At 63.9% G+C, this 17,014-nt stretch carries 16 protein-coding genes and 1 pseudogene; 13 read left to right on the top strand and 4 right to left on the bottom strand.

Annotation, left to right across the window (positions count from 1 at the left end; translation table 11 throughout):
- Positions 1 to 31 precede the first annotated feature (31 nt).
- From mdcA to madM, 9 genes are all read left to right on the top strand, one after another.
- A complete protein-coding gene (mdcA, locus tag LOY35_RS26380) occupies positions 32 to 1,702 on the top strand; it encodes a malonate decarboxylase subunit alpha (protein WP_258628905.1) in 1,671 nt (556 codons plus the stop codon).
- A complete protein-coding gene (locus tag LOY35_RS26375) occupies positions 1,702 to 2,577 on the top strand; it encodes a triphosphoribosyl-dephospho-CoA synthase (RefSeq protein ID WP_258628902.1) in 876 nt (291 codons plus the stop codon). The genes mdcA and LOY35_RS26375 overlap by 1 nt, the downstream gene beginning before the upstream one ends.
- Positions 2,577 to 2,876: a malonate decarboxylase subunit delta gene (locus tag LOY35_RS26370; RefSeq protein ID WP_258628900.1), complete on the top strand. Its 300-nt coding sequence runs from the start codon at positions 2,577 to 2,579 to the stop codon at positions 2,874 to 2,876. Before LOY35_RS26375 ends, LOY35_RS26370 begins: the two co-directional genes overlap by 1 nt.
- A complete protein-coding gene (locus LOY35_RS26365; RefSeq protein ID WP_258628897.1) occupies positions 2,869 to 3,720 on the top strand; it encodes a biotin-independent malonate decarboxylase subunit beta in 852 nt (283 codons plus the stop codon). Before LOY35_RS26370 ends, LOY35_RS26365 begins: the two co-directional genes overlap by 8 nt.
- Positions 3,717 to 4,520: a biotin-independent malonate decarboxylase subunit gamma gene (mdcE, locus tag LOY35_RS26360; protein ID WP_258628895.1), complete on the top strand. Its 804-nt coding sequence runs from the start codon at positions 3,717 to 3,719 to the stop codon at positions 4,518 to 4,520. The genes LOY35_RS26365 and mdcE overlap by 4 nt, the downstream gene beginning before the upstream one ends.
- A complete protein-coding gene (locus tag LOY35_RS26355; RefSeq protein WP_258628894.1) occupies positions 4,517 to 5,137 on the top strand; it encodes a malonate decarboxylase holo-ACP synthase in 621 nt (206 codons plus the stop codon). Before mdcE ends, LOY35_RS26355 begins: the two co-directional genes overlap by 4 nt.
- Complete coding sequence (gene mdcH, locus LOY35_RS26350; protein WP_258628892.1) at positions 5,134 to 6,054, top strand: malonate decarboxylase subunit epsilon; 921 nt, start codon at positions 5,134 to 5,136, stop codon at positions 6,052 to 6,054. Before LOY35_RS26355 ends, mdcH begins: the two co-directional genes overlap by 4 nt.
- A gap of 67 nt (positions 6,055 to 6,121) precedes the next feature.
- A complete protein-coding gene (gene madL / locus LOY35_RS26345) occupies positions 6,122 to 6,514 on the top strand; it encodes a malonate transporter subunit MadL (protein ID WP_258628890.1) in 393 nt (130 codons plus the stop codon).
- Between the two features lie 5 nt (positions 6,515 to 6,519).
- Positions 6,520 to 7,284 carry a malonate transporter subunit MadM gene (gene madM / locus LOY35_RS26340; protein WP_258628888.1) on the top strand — a complete coding sequence of 255 codons (765 nt, stop codon included), beginning with the start codon at positions 6,520 to 6,522 and terminating at the stop codon, positions 7,282 to 7,284.
- A 124-nt stretch (positions 7,285 to 7,408) separates the two neighbouring features.
- Here madM and LOY35_RS26335 read toward each other — a convergent pair whose 3' ends face one another.
- Positions 7,409 to 8,329 carry a LysR substrate-binding domain-containing protein gene (locus LOY35_RS26335; RefSeq protein WP_258628886.1) on the bottom strand — a complete coding sequence of 307 codons (921 nt, stop codon included), beginning with the start codon at positions 8,327 to 8,329 and terminating at the stop codon, positions 7,409 to 7,411.
- A 323-nt stretch (positions 8,330 to 8,652) separates the two neighbouring features.
- On the opposite strand from LOY35_RS26335, the gene LOY35_RS26330 reads away from it, so the two are divergent.
- On the top strand, positions 8,653 to 9,270 hold the full coding sequence (locus LOY35_RS26330; protein WP_258628884.1) for a PAQR family membrane homeostasis protein TrhA: 618 nt from the start codon (positions 8,653 to 8,655) through the stop codon (positions 9,268 to 9,270).
- On the opposite strand, the gene LOY35_RS26325 is transcribed toward LOY35_RS26330, so the two are convergent.
- A complete protein-coding gene (locus LOY35_RS26325; protein WP_258628880.1) occupies positions 9,267 to 10,184 on the bottom strand; it encodes a LysR family transcriptional regulator in 918 nt (305 codons plus the stop codon). The genes LOY35_RS26330 and LOY35_RS26325 overlap by 4 nt on opposite strands.
- A 105-nt stretch (positions 10,185 to 10,289) precedes the next feature.
- Between LOY35_RS26325 and LOY35_RS26320 the strand changes: the two genes are divergently transcribed.
- Complete coding sequence (locus LOY35_RS26320) at positions 10,290 to 11,531, top strand: D-amino acid dehydrogenase (protein WP_258628877.1); 1,242 nt, start codon at positions 10,290 to 10,292, stop codon at positions 11,529 to 11,531.
- A 23-nt stretch (positions 11,532 to 11,554) separates the two neighbouring features.
- Complete coding sequence (locus LOY35_RS26315) at positions 11,555 to 12,457, top strand: transporter substrate-binding domain-containing protein (protein WP_258628874.1); 903 nt, start codon at positions 11,555 to 11,557, stop codon at positions 12,455 to 12,457.
- A gap of 126 nt (positions 12,458 to 12,583) precedes the next feature.
- Here LOY35_RS26315 and LOY35_RS26310 read toward each other — a convergent pair.
- Both LOY35_RS26310 and LOY35_RS26305 read right to left on the bottom strand, forming a co-directional pair.
- Positions 12,584 to 13,302, bottom strand: a pseudogene (locus LOY35_RS26310) (16S rRNA (uracil(1498)-N(3))-methyltransferase).
- Positions 13,303 to 13,468: 166 nt separating this feature from the next.
- Positions 13,469 to 14,875: an adenosylmethionine--8-amino-7-oxononanoate transaminase gene (locus LOY35_RS26305; protein WP_258628870.1), complete on the bottom strand. Its 1,407-nt coding sequence runs from the start codon at positions 14,873 to 14,875 to the stop codon at positions 13,469 to 13,471.
- A 221-nt stretch (positions 14,876 to 15,096) separates the two neighbouring features.
- Between LOY35_RS26305 and LOY35_RS26300 the strand changes: the two genes are divergently transcribed.
- Positions 15,097 to 16,854 carry a flavin monoamine oxidase family protein gene (locus LOY35_RS26300; protein WP_258628867.1) on the top strand — a complete coding sequence of 586 codons (1,758 nt, stop codon included), beginning with the start codon at positions 15,097 to 15,099 and terminating at the stop codon, positions 16,852 to 16,854.
- The last annotated feature ends 160 nt before the right edge of the window (positions 16,855 to 17,014 follow it).

Genomic DNA, 17,014 nt, shown 5'->3' with positions numbered 1-17,014 from the left:
ACCCCCACGACAGCGAACCCGTGGAGTGGTCATGACAACAACAATATCCCCCGACTCGCGCTGGACGCGGCGGCGCGGCGAAAAGCAGCGGCGTCTCGAACAGGTGAAGGGCATGGTCGATGGTGTGGTGTTGCCCACCGACCGGATTGTCGAGGCATTGCAGATCCTGATAGAGCCCGGTGACCGTGTGGTGCTGGAAGGCAACAACCAGAAGCAGGCGGATTTCCTTTCGCGCTCCTTGGCAAAAGCCGATCCTTCGAAGCTGCACGACCTGCACATGATCATGCCCAGCGTCGGCCGCTCCGAGCACCTGGACCTGTTCGAACGCGGCATCGCCCGCAAACTCGATTTTTCCTTCGCCGGGACCCAGAGCCTGCGCATCAGCCAGCTGCTTGAAGACGGTTTGCTGGAAATCGGCGCCATCCATACCTACATCGAACTCTACGCCCGGCTGGTGGTGGACCTGATTCCCAACGTGGTGCTCTCGGCCGGTTTCATGGCCGACCGCGCCGGCAACATCTACACCGGCCCCAGCACCGAAGACACCCCGGCGTTGATCGAGCCGGCGGCCTTCAGCGATGGCATCGTCATTGTCCAGGTCAACCAGTTGGTGGATGACGTCAGCGACTTGCCACGCGTGGACATCCCGGCATCCTGGGTGGATTTCGTGGTGGTGGCCGACAAGCCGTTCTACATCGAGCCGCTGTTCACCCGCGACCCGCGCCATATCAAGCCCGTGCACGTGCTCATGGCGATGATGGCGATCCGTGGGATCTACGAAAAGCACAACGTCCAGTCCCTCAACCACGGCATCGGTTTCAACACCGCCGCTATCGAACTGATTCTGCCGACCTACGGCGAGTCCCTCGGCTTGAAGGGCAAGATCTGCCGCAACTGGACCCTCAATCCGCACCCGACGCTGATTCCGGCCATCGAAAGCGGCTGGGTCGAAAGCGTGCACTGCTTCGGCACCGAACTGGGCATGGAGCACTACATTGCCGCCCGGCCGGACGTGTTCTTCACCGGTCGCGATGGCTCGCTGCGCTCCAACCGCATGGTCTGCCAACTGGCCGGCCAGTACGCGGTGGACCTGTTCATCGGTGCCACCCTGCAAGTGGATGGCGACGGTCATTCCTCGACGGTCACCCGAGGCCGATTGGCCGGTTTTGGGGGGGCGCCGAACATGGGGCACGATCCCCGTGGTCGCCGCCACGGCACCCCGGCCTGGCTCGACATGCGCCACGGTGACGGCGAGGCTCCATTGCTCGAACGCGGCAAGAAGCTGGTGGTGCAGATGGTCGAGACCTTCCAGGAGGGCGGCAAACCAACGTTCGTCGACACCCTCGACGCGGTGGATGTGGCGAAGAAAGCCGGCATGCCGCTGGCGCCGATCATGATCTACGGCGACGACGTCACCCATCTGTTGACCGAAGAGGGCATTGCCTATCTGTACAAGGCCCGTTCCCTGGAAGAGCGCCAGGCGATGATCGCGGCGGTTGCCGGGGTCACCGCCATCGGCCTGCGCCACAACCCGAAAGACACCGCCCGCATGCGTCGCGAAGGGCTGATCGCCTTGCCCGAAGACCTCGGCATCCGCCGCACCGACGCCACCCGCGAATTGCTCGCCGCCAAGAGCGTGGCCGACTTGGTGGAGTGGTCCGGCGGCCTCTACAACCCACCCGCCAAGTTCAGGAGCTGGTAATGCACGCACACAACCTGCAACCGAAACCCCTGACCCTGGCCGAACGGCTGGCGGACCTGGCGGTGGACGCGCTGATCGACGAAGCGGACCTGTCGCCCAAGCCGGCACTGGTGGACCGCCGCGGCAATGGCGCCCATACCGATCTGCATCTTGGGCTGATGCACGCCTCGGCGCTTTCCTTGTGGCCCGCTTTCAAGGAAATGGCTGACGCGGCGATGGCGTTCGGCGAAGTGGGCCTGCCGCTGCGCGAAGCCCTCGGACGGATCGGCCGTGAAGGCGAAGCGGCGATGCTTGCCACCACCGGCGGCGTGAATACTCATCGTGGAGCGATCTGGGCGTTGGGCCTGCTGGTGGCTGCTGCGGCGCTGGAACCTGAATCCAGCACGGCCAGCGCAGTCACCTTGCGTGCCGCACGCCTGGCGCTGCTCGAAGATCGTTACGCACCAAGACCCCTCAGCCATGGCGCACAGGTGGCCCAGCGCTATGGCGCACGCGGCGCAAGGGAAGAAGCGCAGCTTGGCTTTCCTTCGATCATGCAGCGCGCACTGCCGCAACTCAGGCGCAGCCGCAGCCAGGGCCATGGCGAACAGAACGCGCGGCTCGACGCCTTGCTGGCGATCATGACCCAACTGGCGGACACGTGCGTGCTGTACCGCGCCGGCGAACCCGGGTTGCAGGCCATGCAGGCCGGTGCCCAGGCGGTACTGGATGCCGGTGGCAGCGCGAGCCTCGACGGTCGCCGCCGATTGCACGCGCTGGACCAACAACTGATTGCATTGAACGCCTCGCCCGGCGGCGCCGCCGACCTGCTCGCGGCCTGCCTGTTCATCGACCGTATCGAGTCGGGTGATAGCGTCATCCAGGGAGTGTGCTGATGGAAACCTTATCCTTTGAATTCCCCGCCGGGCAGCCGCCACGGGGCCGGGCGCTGGTGGGCTGTGTCGGTTCGGGCGACCTGGAAGTGCTGATCGAGCCGGGGCTGGCAGGCAAGCTGACCATCCAGGTGCAGACCTCGGTCAATGGCAGCGAACAACGCTGGCAGCATCTCTTCACCCGCATGTTCGACGGCCAGGTGCCGCCCGCGCTGTCCATCGACATCCACGATTTCGGCGCCACCCCCGGCGTGGTGCGTCTGCGCCTGGAGCAAGGTTTCGAGGAGATCGGCCATGACTGACAGTGCAGCGTTGCTCAACAAGCACAGCTTCGTCGAACTCGGTGCCCGGCAACGGGCGAAGGCCTTGCTTGATGACGGCACGTTTCGCGAACTGCTCGACCCATTTCAGCGAGTCATGTCGCCATGGCTGCTGCGTCAAGGCGTGGTGCCGCAAAGCGACGACGGCGTGGTAATCGCCAAGGGCAGCATCGACGGCTTGCCGGTGGTGCTCGCCGCCATCGAAGGCGCATTCCAGGGCGGCAGCCTCGGCGAAGTGGGTGGGGCGAAAATCGCCGGCGCCCTGGAGCTGGCCGCCGAGGACAACCGCAACGGCGTTGCGACCCGTGCAGTGCTGCTGCTGGAAACCGGCGGCGTGCGTTTGCAGGAAGCCAATCTCGGGTTGGCGGCCATCGCCGAGATTCATTCGGCAATTGTCGACCTGCGCCAGTATCAGCCGGTGGTCGGTGTGGTGGCCGGCAGTGTCGGTTGCTTTGGCGGCATGTCCATCGCCGCCGGGCTGTGCAGCTATCTGCTGGTGACCCAGGAAGCGCGGCTGGGATTGAACGGCCCACAAGTGATCGAGCAGGAAGCCGGGATCGAGGAATACGACGCCCGGGATCGCCCGTTCATCTGGAGCCTGACCGGTGGCGAGCAGCGTTTCGCCAGCGGATTGGTGGACCGTTATTGCGCCGATGATGTGCAGCAGATCCGCCATCAGGTCAGCCAGTTGTTGCACCTGGGGGTACCCGCCGAACACCGTAGCGGCCAGGCCGAGTGGTTCCTGCAACGCCTGGCCCGATTGGACACTGACGTGCAGATCGAACCGGTTGCGGTTCGCCAGCTGTATCAGGGAGAACGCCCATGAGTTCGTATTCATTGAGAGGCTTGCGCTGGTTCGAAGCCTTGAGTGGCGGCGCCGAGCCGCTGTCGGGGCTGCCCGCTTCGGTGAAAGCGGCCGACGCCAGGTTGGGTGGGCAGACCGTGCGCCTGTTGGCGGTGGTGGCCGACCCCGATAATCGTTTTCCCCGGGCCCGCAACGGTGAGGTCGGCCTGTTGGAAGGCTGGGGCCTGGCCAAGGCGGTGGATGACGCCATCGAGGCTGACCGCGAGGCGTCCAACAAGCGTGCGCTGATCGCCATTGTCGACGTGCCCAGCCAGGCTTATGGTCGCCGGGAGGAAGCCCTGGGCATCCATCAGGCGTTGGCCGGTGCGGCGGACAGTTACGCCCGTGCCCGGTTGGCCGGCCACCCGGTGATCGGCTTGCTGGTGGGCAAGGCGATGTCCGGGGCGTTCCTGGCCCACGGCTACCAGGCCAACCGGCTGATTGCACTGCGCGATCCTGGGGTGATGGTCCACGCCATGGGCAAGGCCTCGGCGGCGCGGGTAACCCTGCGCAGTGTCGAAGAATTGGAAGCCCTGGCTGCCAGCGTGCCGCCGATGGCCTATGACATTGATAGCTATGCCAGTCTGGGGTTGTTGTGGGAAACCTTGTCGGTCGAGCAGATCGAACAGCCATTGGCGACTGATCTGGCTCGGGTCAGCGATTGCCTGCAACAAGCGATCAACGATGTGGCCGATGCGCCTCGAAACTTGAGCTGCCGCCTCGGGGCGCCCCATCGGGCCGCTTCCAGCCACGTTCGCCAGTTGCTGAGCGCGCAGTGGTGAGCACCTTCCTGGCGCACGACCTGTTGTGGGGGATGACCCCGCAGCAGTTGCCAGCGGATGCTCCGGCGTGGGCTGTGCAAGCCCTCGGCCTCGGGCAACCGGTGGTGGTGCGGCGGGCGCTGACGGCACCGGGGCAGGTGGCGGTGGGCGTTCGTGGTCGGGCTCGGGAGCAGCGTTACGCCGCGTTGATGCCGTTGTCGGCGATCCAGCGTCGGGTGCGCCCGGAAGAGCTCTGTCACATCAAGTGCCAACGGGACTTGCCGGCCCTGCAGGCGCTGTCCCGCCTGCGGCCGGTGCTCGACGCCTGCGGCTGGACCTGGGGCATCAGCGGCAGCGCCGGGTTCGAACTCGCCAGCGGCATCGAGGCACTGCATGAGCGCAGCGACCTGGACCTGATCCTGCGCACGCCGCAGCCGATGGATCGCGATCAGGCCAGGGACTTGCTGGCGCAACTCGATGGCTCGGTGTGCGCCGTGGACATGCAGTTGCAGACGCCATTCGGTGCTGTGGCCCTGCGAGAGTGGGCGGGTTCGTCACGTCGGGTCCTGCTCAAGGATGACCTCCAGGCCCGGTTGGTGAGCAATCCCTGGCAGCCGTCGCTGGAGCAAGTCGCATGAGCAGTCTCCTGGTATTCCCCGGGCAGGGTGCGCAGCGTGCGGGCATGCTCCATGGCCTGGCGCCGCATGTGTTGGCTGAAGCGAGCGATGTGCTTGGCGAAGACGTATTGCGCTTGGACAGCGCCGAAGCCTTGCAATCGACCCGCGCCGTGCAGTTGTGCCTGTTGATCGCCGGCGTGGCGGCGTCACGCCGCTTGCTGGAGCAGGCGTCTACGCCGGACTACGTGGCGGGGCTGTCCATCGGCGCGTATCCGGCGGCGGTGGTGGCCGGTGCGCTGGGGTTCGAGGATGCGTTGCGGCTGGTCAGCCTGCGGGGCGACTTGATGCAGCAGGCCTATCCGCAAGGCTACGGCATGACCGCGATCATCGGCCTGGACCTCGCCGTTGTGGAGGGGTTGCTGGCCCAGGTGCACAGCGATGCAACGCCGGTCTACCTGGCCAACATCAATGCCGATAATCAGGTGGTCATCGCCGGCAGCGACGAGGCCATGGCGGTTGTTGCCCGGCATGCACGCAGCCAGGGCGCGGGAAAAGCGTGTCGCCTGGCGGTCAGCGTGCCGTCCCATTGCCCATTGCTGGAGAGTCCGGCGCGAACCTTGGCCCAGGCCTTTGCCGAGGTGCCATTGCAAGCCCCGACATTGGGTTATCTCAGCGGCAGTCGCGCCCGGCCGGTGACAAAGCCCGACGCCTTGCGCGACGACCTGGCTTTCAACATGTGCCGCGTCGTCGATTGGCGCGGCACGGTGCAAAGTGCCTATGAGCGAGGCGTGCGCTTGCAGATCGAGCTGCCACCCGGTGCGGTGCTGACCGGGCTGGCGCGCCGGGTGTTCGAGCAGGGCACTGTCATGGCATTCGACGGCGCGCGGCTCGATACCCTGCAAACGCTGCTCGCAGAGGAGGGAAGCCGCCAACCCTAGACCACCGACTCAAGCTGGCGAAGCACAAAAACAACAACTTCGACGATGCACTTTGAGGACTACGACAATGATTATTTACGGTGTGGCGTTTCTGGCCTTTTGTACCCTGGCGGGTATTTTCATCGGTGAACTGCTGGGCAAACTGATCGGCGTGCCGGCCAACGTCGGTGGCGTCGGCATTGCGATGCTGCTGTTGATCGGCCTGGGCAGTTACCTGAGCAAGCGCGGTCTGTTCAAGGGCAAATCCGAGGCCGGCGTGGAATTCTGGAGTGCGATCTACATTCCCATCGTGGTTGCCATGGCGGCCCAGCAAAACGTCTATGGCGCGCTCAAGGGCGGGCCGATGGCGATCCTGGCCGGCACCCTGGCGGTGGTGATTGCCTTTGCGATGGTGCCGGTCCTGGTGCGCATCGGCCACAAAGAGCCTGAAGCCAACGTTTCCGCGAAGACGGTAGGGTGATCGCCATGTACGAATCAATGATGAAAGTGATTACTGGCTACGGCCTGATCAGCGGTTTCGCGGTTGTCGGCATCACCATGTGGGTGTCGTACTGGATCAGCAACACGTTCACCAAGGGCCGCCTGCACGGTTCGGCCATCGCGATTCTGCTGGGGCTGATGCTGTCGTATATCGGCGGGGCGATGACCGGGGGGCAGAAGGGGGTGGTGGACATTCCGCTGCTTTCCGGGATCGGCTTGCTGGGCGGCGCCATGCTGCGGGACTTTGCCATTGTCGCCACGGCGTTTGGGGTGAGTGTCGAGGAGCTCAAGCGCGCCGGTTTCGTCGGAGTGGTGGCGCTGTTTGTCGGCGTGGGCACCTCGTTCATTGCCGGCGTGGGTGTGGCGATGGCCTTCGGATACACCGATGCAGTGAGCCTGACTACCATCGGTGCCGGGGCGGTCACGTACATCGTCGGGCCGGTCACCGGAGCGGCCATTGGCGCCAGTTCCGAGGTCATGGCGCTGTCCATTGCGGCGGGGTTGATCAAGGCGATCCTGGTGATGGTGGCGACGCCTTTCGTGGCGCCGTTGATCGGACTCAACAATCCACGCAGTGCGGTGATCTTCGGCGGGTTGATGGGTACCTCCAGCGGGGTGGCCGGCGGGCTGGCGGCCACCGATCCGAAGCTGGTGCCGTATGGGTGCCTGACGGCGGCGTTCTATACCGCGCTGGGTTGTTTGCTGGGCCCTTCGGTGTTGTTCCTGATCATGCGTGGGTTGCTGGGCTAGTTTGCAGGCTGCAATTTTGATCGTTCCCACGCTCTGCGTGGGAATGCCTCCTTTGACGCTCCGCGTCACGCTTTTGGGCCGCGGAGCGTCCCGGGCTGCATCCCCACGCAGAGCATGGGGACGATCATGGGATGGCTTGGCGATTGGCATACATCCGGCATTCGGCCAATAACGCCAGCAGGTTCGGATCGCGCTCCTTGGCCTTGAGGAACACCACGCCGATGTGCTGCTGCAAGCGGTACTTCTCCTGCAATGGGATGAGTTTCACCCGGTTCTCATACACCGCCGCAATCCGGCCCGGCAGCAACGCATAACCGACCCCGGAGCTGACCATGCTCAGCAAGGTGAAGATGTCGTTGACCTGCATCGCCACCTTCGGCTCGAACCCCGCCTGCCGGAACACCCGGATCCCGTCCTGATGCGTGGCGAAACCCTGGGTCAGGGTGATGAACGTCTCGTCGCGCACTTCGGCCAGGTCGACTTCGCTGCGTTGGGCAAACGGTGAGTCGGCTGGCGTGGCGAGGAAGATGTCGTCGGAAAACAGCGCGATCTGCTCGCAGTCCGGGTCGTTGACGCTGTCATCCAGGGACACCAGGATCGCATCGACTTCCATGTTCTTGAGCTTGTACAGCAGGTCGATGTTCGAACCCATGATCAGGTCGATGTTGAGTTCGCTGCGACGGATCTTCAGGCCCATGATCAACTGCGGCACGGTCTTGACCGTCAGCGAGTACAGCGAGCCCAACTTGAAGCGCTCGGCGGAGAACCCGGCGGCTTCGCGGGTCAGGCGTACGCTTTCGACCACGTCCTGGATCAGTTTCTGCGCCCGCTCCTCCAGCACATAGGCGCTTTCCAGCGGAGTGAGGTTGCGGCCTTCGTGCTTGAACAGCGGGCAGCGCAGGGCGCTTTCCAGCGAATGAATGGCCCGGTGCACGCTGACGTTGCTGGTCTGCAACTCCGCCGCCGCCCGCGCCAGGTTGCCGGTGCGCATGAACGCCAGGAACACCTCGAGTTTCTTCAGGGTCAATTCTTCGTCGATCAGCATGGGGCGGACTCTTATTCGTGTCATCCGATTGTGCCTCAATCGATCTGATGCAAAGGAGATTTACTGTGGCGAGGGAGCTTGCTGTGGCGAGGGGATTTAGCGAAACGTCGCACCGCCCCGTTCGAGTGCGAAGCGCTCGCCATGGGGGTTGAGTCGCGATACAGAATTTAGGGCCGCTACGCGCCCCAGCGGGGCGGTGCGACGTTTCGCTAAATCCCCTCGCCACAGATGATTGATGGATCGACGAGTGCAGCAAACCATTGCACTTTTGCGCCACAGGCCTGAGCCTTGGCGGCTGTTTCATCATGGAGGGGTAGGAATCGATGTATCACGGCGAACGACTGAACGCCTGGACCCACCTGGTTGGGGCCATCGCGGCGTTTATCGGCGGGGTGTGGCTGGTGGTGCTCGCCGGGCTGACCGGCGATCCATGGAAGATCGTCAGCGTGGCGATCTACGGGTTTACCCTGCTGGTGCTGTACAGCGCCTCGACGGTCTATCACAGCGTGCGTGGGCGCAAAAAAGCGATCATGCAGAAGGTCGATCATTTTTCGATCTACCTGCTGATCGCCGGCAGCTACACACCGTTCTGCCTGGTGACCCTGCGCGGGCCGTGGGGCTGGACGTTGTTCGGGATCGTCTGGGGGCTGGCCGTGATTGGCATCTTGCAGGAAATCAAGCCGCGGTCCGAAGCACGGGTCCTGTCGATCGTGATCTACGCCGTGATGGGCTGGATCGTGCTGGTGGCGGTCAAGCCGCTGCTGGCGGCCCTGGGCAGCACCGGTTTTGCCTGGCTGGCCTCGGGCGGCGTGCTGTACACCGTGGGCATCATTTTCTTCGCCCTCGATAAGCGATTGCGCCATGCCCATGGCATCTGGCATCTGTTTGTGATCGCCGGCAGCCTGCTGCACTTCGTGGCGATTCTGTTCTACGTCCTTTAGCGGCCGGCCGTGAACAGCCGATCCAGTTGCCCCTGGGCCTGGCTGGCGAAAATCTCCAGCAGGGCGCCCAGGGTATGTGCCGGCGCTTCGTTGGCCCGGGTCACGGCGTAGAGCGAGATGGGCAGCGGTGGCGACAACGGTCGGATAGCCGTGCGGGTCTTCGACGCGCCGAGGGCCGTGAACGGGTCGATCACCGCCATGCCGGCACCGGACTCCACCATGGCCCGGGCCAGTGAATAGGTCTGCACGGCGATGCTGATGCGCGGCGCAGGCTCCACGGCTTCGAGATAACCGTCCAGCCGGGCCGAAAGCGGATCGGCGCTGGACAAGCCGATCAGGGGCGCGCCGGCCAGTTCCTGCAGCGACATCGGCTTACCCACCGCCGCGTCGTCCCAATGCCCCTTCGGCGCCAGCGCCACCAGCACACCGCTGGCCAGAGCCTGGGCTTTGAGCCCTGGGTGATCAGGCGGCTGCAAGGTCAGGGCGACGTCGATCTCGCGCATCAACAGGTTCTGCACCAGTTCACGGCTGTGGGCGCTGGACAGCTCACAGACAATGTCCGGGTAGCGCCGGGTCCATTGATGAATGGCCGCCGGTAGCAGCGACAGGGCCAGGGCCGGGGTCGCGCCGATGCGCAGGTTGTGACCGGCCTCGCGGCGCAGGCTCTGGGCCAGTCGTCGCACGCCTTGCAGGCTTTCGCTGACCTTGTCGACTTCGCGCTCCAGCTCCAGGGCTTCAGGAGTGGCCTGCAACTTGCCGCGCACCCGCAGGAACAGGGCAAATCCCAGCTGTTGCTCGGCGTGCTGCAGCACCTTGGTCACCGCCGGCTGGGAGACGTGCAGCAACTGCGCGGCGCCGCTGATGGAGCCGGCCTGGCGTATGGCCTGGAATATCTCGATGTGACGAAGGCGCATGGCAGCCCCATAACCTTTGTTTATAGGTGCTCCATCTTTATTCATTGTTCCGAACCTGTCACCTGCCCCTAACCTCAACTGATCGGAAACGGATGTGAGGCGGACATGGGGCAACGGGTGTGCATCATCGGCGGTGGCGTGGTCGGCTTGGCGACGGCTTATGCACTGGTTCGCGACGGCATCGACGTGACGCTGGTGGAGGCCCGGGACGCGCTGGGCAGCGAAACCAGTTTTGCCAACGGCGGCCAATTGTCCTATCGCTACGTCGCCCCCCTGGCGGACGCCGGGGTGCCCTGGCAGGCACTCGGCTGGATGCTGCGCGGGGATTCGCCACTCAGGTTGCGACCGCGCCTGGACCTTGCCCAATGGCGCTGGATGGCTGCGTTCATCGCGGCGTGCCGGACATCGGTCAACCGGCGTAACGGCGCCCACCTGTTGCGCCTGGCACTGCTGAGCCAGGCCACCTTGCAGGGCTGGCGCGAAGACGATCGCCTCGATGGCTTCGGCTGGCGGCGCAACGGCAAGCTGGTAACGTTTCGTGATGCCGCCCATTTCCAGCATGCCCGGCAACGACTGGCGGACAACGTGCACCAGCAGGTGCTCGGGCCCGCCGAGTGCGCGGGCCTGGAGCCGGCGCTGGCGGGCGTGCCGCTGGTGGGCGGAATCTACACGCCGGACGAGGAGGTCGCCGATTGCCACGCTTTCTGCCAGCAACTGGCCGCACGCTTGCAGGCCTCGGGGCGCTGCAAATTCTTGTTGGGGCAGACCGTGACCGGCATCTGCCACGTCGATGGACAGGTGCAGGCCATTGAGTTGAACGGGCAGCGCTTGCCGGTGGACAACCTCGTGATTGCCGCCGGTCACCGCAGCGCGGCCCTGGCATTGCCAGGGGTGCGAATGCCGCTGTATCCGCTCAAGGGTTACAGCCTGACCGTGCCGATTGGCGCAGCGCATCAGGCCCCGAGCGTGAGCATCACCGACTATGACCGCAAGATCGTCTATGCGCGAATCGGCGACCATTTGCGGGTGGCGGCGATGGTGGATATCGTCGGATTCGACCCGACGCCGGATCCGCGTCGCCTGGCCCTGATCAAACGCCAGGCCCGGGAAACCTTTCCCCTGGCCGGGGATTACGAACACGCCGTCGAATGGGCCGGCATGCGCCCGGCCACACCCAGCGGCGTGCCATTGATCGGCGCCACCGGCTATCGCAACCTGTGGCTTAACCTTGGCCATGGGGCGCTGGGCTTCACCCTGGCTTGCGGCAGTGCTCGCCTGCTCAGCGAACTGATCCGCCAGCGTACACCGTCCATTGACTTGCAGGGCCTCACGCCCCGCGCCGCCTGACCCACCCGCAACGGAGAATAACAATGCAAAAAATCACGTTGATCGGCTGCACCTTGAGCCTGTTGTTGAGCGTCCATGTCCACGCTACGCAAGCGCCTCCGGGCGGCACGCTGGAGAAAATCGCCAGTACCCATGGCATCACTCTGGGGTATCGCGACGCCTCGGTGCCGTTTTCCTACATAGGTGATAGCAGCGGCAAGCCGATGGGCTACTCGGTGGACCTGGCAAACAAAATCGTCGAGCGGATCAAGACCCAACTGGCTCTGCCGCAACTGGAGGTGAAGTACAACCTGGTCACTTCCCAGACCCGTATCCCGCTGGTGCAGAACGGCACCGTCGACCTGGAGTGTGGCTCCACCGGGGTGACGGCCGAGCGGCAGAAGCAAGTGGCGTTTTCCTATGGTTTCATCTACGTGAAGGGCCAGTTGCTGACGGCCAGGGACAGCGGCATCCACAGCTTCGCCGACCTGCGCGGCAAGAACGTGGTGACCACCGCCGGCACCACCAACGAACGTTTCCTGAAAAGCTACAACCAGGACCACAAGGCCGACCTGTTCGTCATCAGTGCGAAGGACCATGGCGAAGCGTTCCAGATGCTCGAAACCGGCCGGGCGGCGGCGTTCTACATGGATGATGCGCTGCTCTATGGCGAACGAGCCAAGGCCCGCGACCCACACAAATGGGTCGTGGTGGGCGAAGAACAATCGCGGGAAATCTACAGCTGCATGGTGCGCAAGGACGATCCGCAATTCCTGGCGCTGGTCAATGCGACCCTGGGGGACTTGTACAAGTCAGGCGAAATCAACGCCATCTATGACCGTTGGTTCCAGAAACCGATTCCACCCAAGGGCCTGAATCTGGAGTTCCCGATGACCAGCGAGCTGAAGGAGATCATTGCCAGGCCTGTGAGTGATCCGGTGCAATAACCGGCACCGCCAATAACCATTGTGGGAGCGAGCCTGCTCGCGAAGGCGGCGTATCGATCAAGAGGTAATTGACTGATACACCGCTATCGCGAGCAGGCTCGCTCCCACAGTGAAACTTCAGCGGATCTAGAAATCCCCCCACAACTGCTGCGCCACCGCCAGTGCGACCACCGGTGCGGTTTCGGTACGCAGCACACGGGGGCCGAGGCGGGCAGCGTGGTAACCGGCGCTCTGGGCCTGTTCGATTTCGGCCTCGGACAAACCGCCCTCGGGGCCGATCAGGAACGCCAGCGTCGAGGGTCTGGCATGGCTGACCAGCGGCTCGGCCACCGGGTGCAGCACCAGCTTCAGCTCGGCGTCGGCCTGCTTCAGCCAGTCGGCCAGCAACAACGGTGGATGGATCACCGGTACGGTCGAGCGTCCGCATTGCTCGCAGGCGCTGATTGCCACCTGGCGCCAGTGCAGCAGGCGTTTGTCGGCGCGTTCGTCCTTGAGGCGCACTTCGCAGCGTTCGCTGAAAATCGGCGTGATCTCGCTGACCCCCAGCTCGGTGGCTTTCTGAATGGCCCAGTCCATGCGCTCGCCCCGGGACAAGCCCTGGCCGAGGTGGATGCGCAGCGGCGATTCAGGTTGCCCGGCGAATTGCTCGTCCAGTTGCACCCGCACGCGCTTCTTGCCGACTTCGGCCAGGCTACCGCGAAACTCCTGGCCCGAACCGTCGAACACCTGCACCGCATCGCCCTCGGCCATACGCAGCACACGGCCGATGTAATGGGCCTGGGCTTCGGGCAACTCGTGATCGCCGAGGCTCAGGGGGTGTCGATGAAGAAGCGGGACAGTCTCATGGGAAATCTCTGAAAAAGTTAAACTGTGGCGAGGGGATTTATCCCCGCTCGAGTGCGAAGCGCTCGCCTTAGAACTACATCGCTAAACAGAACTTGGGACTGCTCCGCAGCCCAGCGGGGATGAATCCCCTCGCCACAACGGTGTTCCAACTGGAGCATCGGGGTTTCAGCCCGGATCACGGTAACCCGGGTGAAAGTCCTTCGGCACCGCTACGCTGACCGTATCCCGGGTGGCAATGTCGATGCCTTCGCTGGCCACTTGCGCCAGGAAGTCGATCTGCTCCGGGGTGATGACGTACGGCGGCAGGAAATACACCACGCTGCCAAGCGGCCGCAACAGCGCACCGCGTTCCAGGGCATGCTGGAACACGCTCAGGCCGCGGCGCTCCTGCCAGGGGTAAGCGGTCTTGCTCGCTTTGTCCTTGACCATCTCGATGGCCAGCACCATGCCGGTCTGGCGCACTTCGGCCACGTTCGGGTGATCGGCCAGGTGCGCGGTGGCGCTCGCCATGCGTTGGGCCAGGGCCTTGTTGTTGTCTATGACGTGGTCTTCTTCGAAGATATCCAGCGTCGCCAGGGCCGCCGCGCAGGCCAGCGGGTTACCGGTGTAGCTATGGGAGTGCAGGAAGGCGCGCAGGGTGGGGTAGTCGTCGTAGAACGCGCTGTAGACGTCGTCGGTGGTCAGGCATGCCGCCAGCGGCAGGTAACCGCCGGTCAGGGCCTTGGACAGGCAGAGGAAGTCCGGTGTGATACCGGCCTGCTCGCAGGCGAACATCGTCCCGGTACGGCCGAAGCCGACGGCGATTTCGTCATGGATCAGGTGCACGTCATAGCGGTCGCAGGCTTCGCGCAGCAGTTTCAGGTACACCGGGTGATACATGCGCATGCCGCCGGCGCCCTGGATCAGCGGCTCGACGATCACCGCCGCCACTGTGTCGTGGTGTTCGGCGAGGGTCTGTTCCATGGCGGCGAACATCGTGCGCGAGTGTTCCTCCCAGCTCACGCCCTCGGGGCGGTGATAGCAGTCGGGGCTCGGCACCTTGAGGGTATCCAGCAGCAACGCCTTGTAGGTCTCGGTGAACAGCGGCACATCGCCTACCGACATCGCTGCAATGGTTTCGCCGTGATAACTGTTGCTCAGGGTGACGAAGCGCTTCTTGTCGGGTCGACCGCGATTGACCCAGTAATGAAAGCTCATCTTCATCGCCACTTCGATGCAGGACGAGCCGTTATCGGCGTAGAAGCACCGTGTCAGGCCTTCAGGCGTCATCTTCACCAGACGCTCGGACAGTTCGATCACCGGTTGGTGGCTGAAGCCGGCGAGGATCACATGTTCCAACTGGTCGACCTGGTCCTTGATCCGCTGGTTGATGCGCGGGTTGGCATGGCCGAATACGTTGACCCACCAGGAGCTGACGGCGTCGAGGTAGCGCTTGCCTTCGAAGTCTTCCAGCCAGACGCCCTCACCGCGCTTGATGGGGATCAGCGGCAGTTGTTCGTGGTCTTTCATTTGGGTGCAGGGATGCCACAGCACCGCGAGGTCGCGTTGCATCCACTGGTTATTCAGGCCCATTTACAGTCTCCTCGAGGCGGCTCGCGGCGGGCGCGGGCCAAACAATCGGGCAAGCCTATGCAATGACGGCCCTGCGAACAACCATTGTGTGGTTCCCGCTGCTTTGAGCAAGGCGATAGACGTCGCTGGCGGCGTTTTGATGGCTGGCGTATTCTTCGCCGTTCTCTGAGCCGGCTGGCTCGAAACCTGAAATTTTCCTGTTTTATTCCGGAGTTCGCTGAATGTCTGCTGGTTGGCTGCGCGCGTGTGCGCTAGTGGTGATAGGGCTGTGCAGTGTTACGGCGCTGGCGAAGGACAAGCAACCGACGGCCATCGTCGTCGGTGGCGGCCTGGCGGGGCTCACGGCGGCCTATGAGTTGCAGAACAAGGGTTGGGCGGTGACCCTGCTGGAAGCCAAGCCCAGCGTGGGCGGTCGCTCGGGCATGGCCACCAGTGAGTGGATCGGCAACGAAAAGACCCAGCCGGTGCTGAATAAATATGTCTCGACGTTCAAGCTGGGCACCACCCCGGCCCCCGAGTTCGTTCGCACCCCCAGCTATCTGATCGACGGCACCTACTTCACGGCCGCTGACCTGGCCGCGAAGCAGCCTGCCACCGCCGACGCCATCAAGCGCTACGAAACCACCCTGGACGAGTTGGCGCGCTCCATCGAAGACCCGCTGAACCCGATGGCCACCAGCACGTTGCATGCCCTGGACCAGATGACGGTCTCCGCCTGGCTCGATCGCCTGCAACTACCGGCCACCGCACGGCAACTGGTGAATCAGGAGATCCGTACCCGTTACGACGAACCGTCGCGCCTGTCGCTGCTGTATTTCGCACAGCAGAACCGGGTCAATCGCGGCGTGTCCGACCGTGACCTGCGGGCTTCGCGCTTGCTCGGTGGCAGCCAGGTGCTGGCCCAGGCTTTCCTCAAGCAACTGAAAACCATCAAGACCGATTCTCCGGTGTCAGCCATTTCCCAGGACAAGGATGGTGTGACCGTCAAGGTCGGCAGTGTCGGTTACCAGGCCGATTACGCGGTGCTGGCCGTACCGCTGCGCGCCCTGAACAAGATCCAACTGACCCCGGGCCTGGATGCCCAGCACCTTGGCGCGATCAAAGGCACCAACTACGGCTGGCGCGACCAGATCATGCTCAAGTTCAAGACCCCGGTCTGGGACAGCAAGGCGCGCCTGTCGGGTGAAATTTTCAGCAACACCGGCCTGGGCATGATGTGGATCGAGCCGGCCATGAAGGGCGGCGCCAATGTGATCATCAACCTCTCGGGCGACAATGCCCGAGTGATGCAGGCTTTTGGCGACAAGCAGATGGTCGATCAGGTATTGATCCGCCTGCACGCCTTTTATCCACAAGCCCGCGGGGCCTTCACCGGTTACGAAATCCGCCGCTACAGCACCGACCCGTCCACGGCCGGTTCGTACCTGGCCTTCGGTCCGGGCCAGATCAGCAAGTACTGGCGCTTGTGGGAAAAGCCGTTGCAGCGTGTAGCCTTTGCCGGTGAACATACGGACGCCTTGTACCCAGGTACCCTGGAAGGCGCGTTGCGCAGCGGCCAGCGCGCGGCCAGCCAGGTGCAAGACCTGGCAGCGGGCAAGTCGTTCGAGCCGGCCAAGGTCGCACCGGCCGCGACGGCTGCTGCTGCGGGGGCGGTCGCGGCGAAGAAAGGCAACTTCTTCAGCAACCTGTTCGGTGGTTCGGATGACGAGAAGAAGCCAGAGCCGGCCAAGGCCCCTGAGCCGGTCGCTCCACCTGCGCCCGCCCCTGCTCCAGCGCCAACCCCGGCCCCAGCACCGGTGGAAGCGCCGAAGCCTGTCGCGCCGGTAAAAGCCGCGCCGACCAAAAAGGCGACAACCAAAGCGGCGGCGAAGAAGCCAGCAGCCAAACCCGCGGCAAAAAAAGCTCCGGCCAAGGCGCCAGTGAAAAAGACTGCACCGGTGAAGAAACCGACGGCAACCACTGAGACCCCAGCTCAGTAGCGTTCAGGCGTAAAAAAAGCGCGGCCCAAGGGTCGCGCTTTTTTTTGCCCGTCTATCTCGCATGGAACATCCGGCTTGCATGTGCCGTGCCTTGGAGTTGCGCAATCACGGCTCCTGTCCTACACGTCTATGCGATATATCAGATGCTTCCCACAAAAGA

The organism is Pseudomonas sp. B21-028, assembly GCF_024749045.1.
In the GTDB taxonomy this organism is placed as follows: domain Bacteria; phylum Pseudomonadota; class Gammaproteobacteria; order Pseudomonadales; family Pseudomonadaceae; genus Aquipseudomonas.
This window is presented reverse-complemented; position numbering and strand designations above follow the sequence as displayed.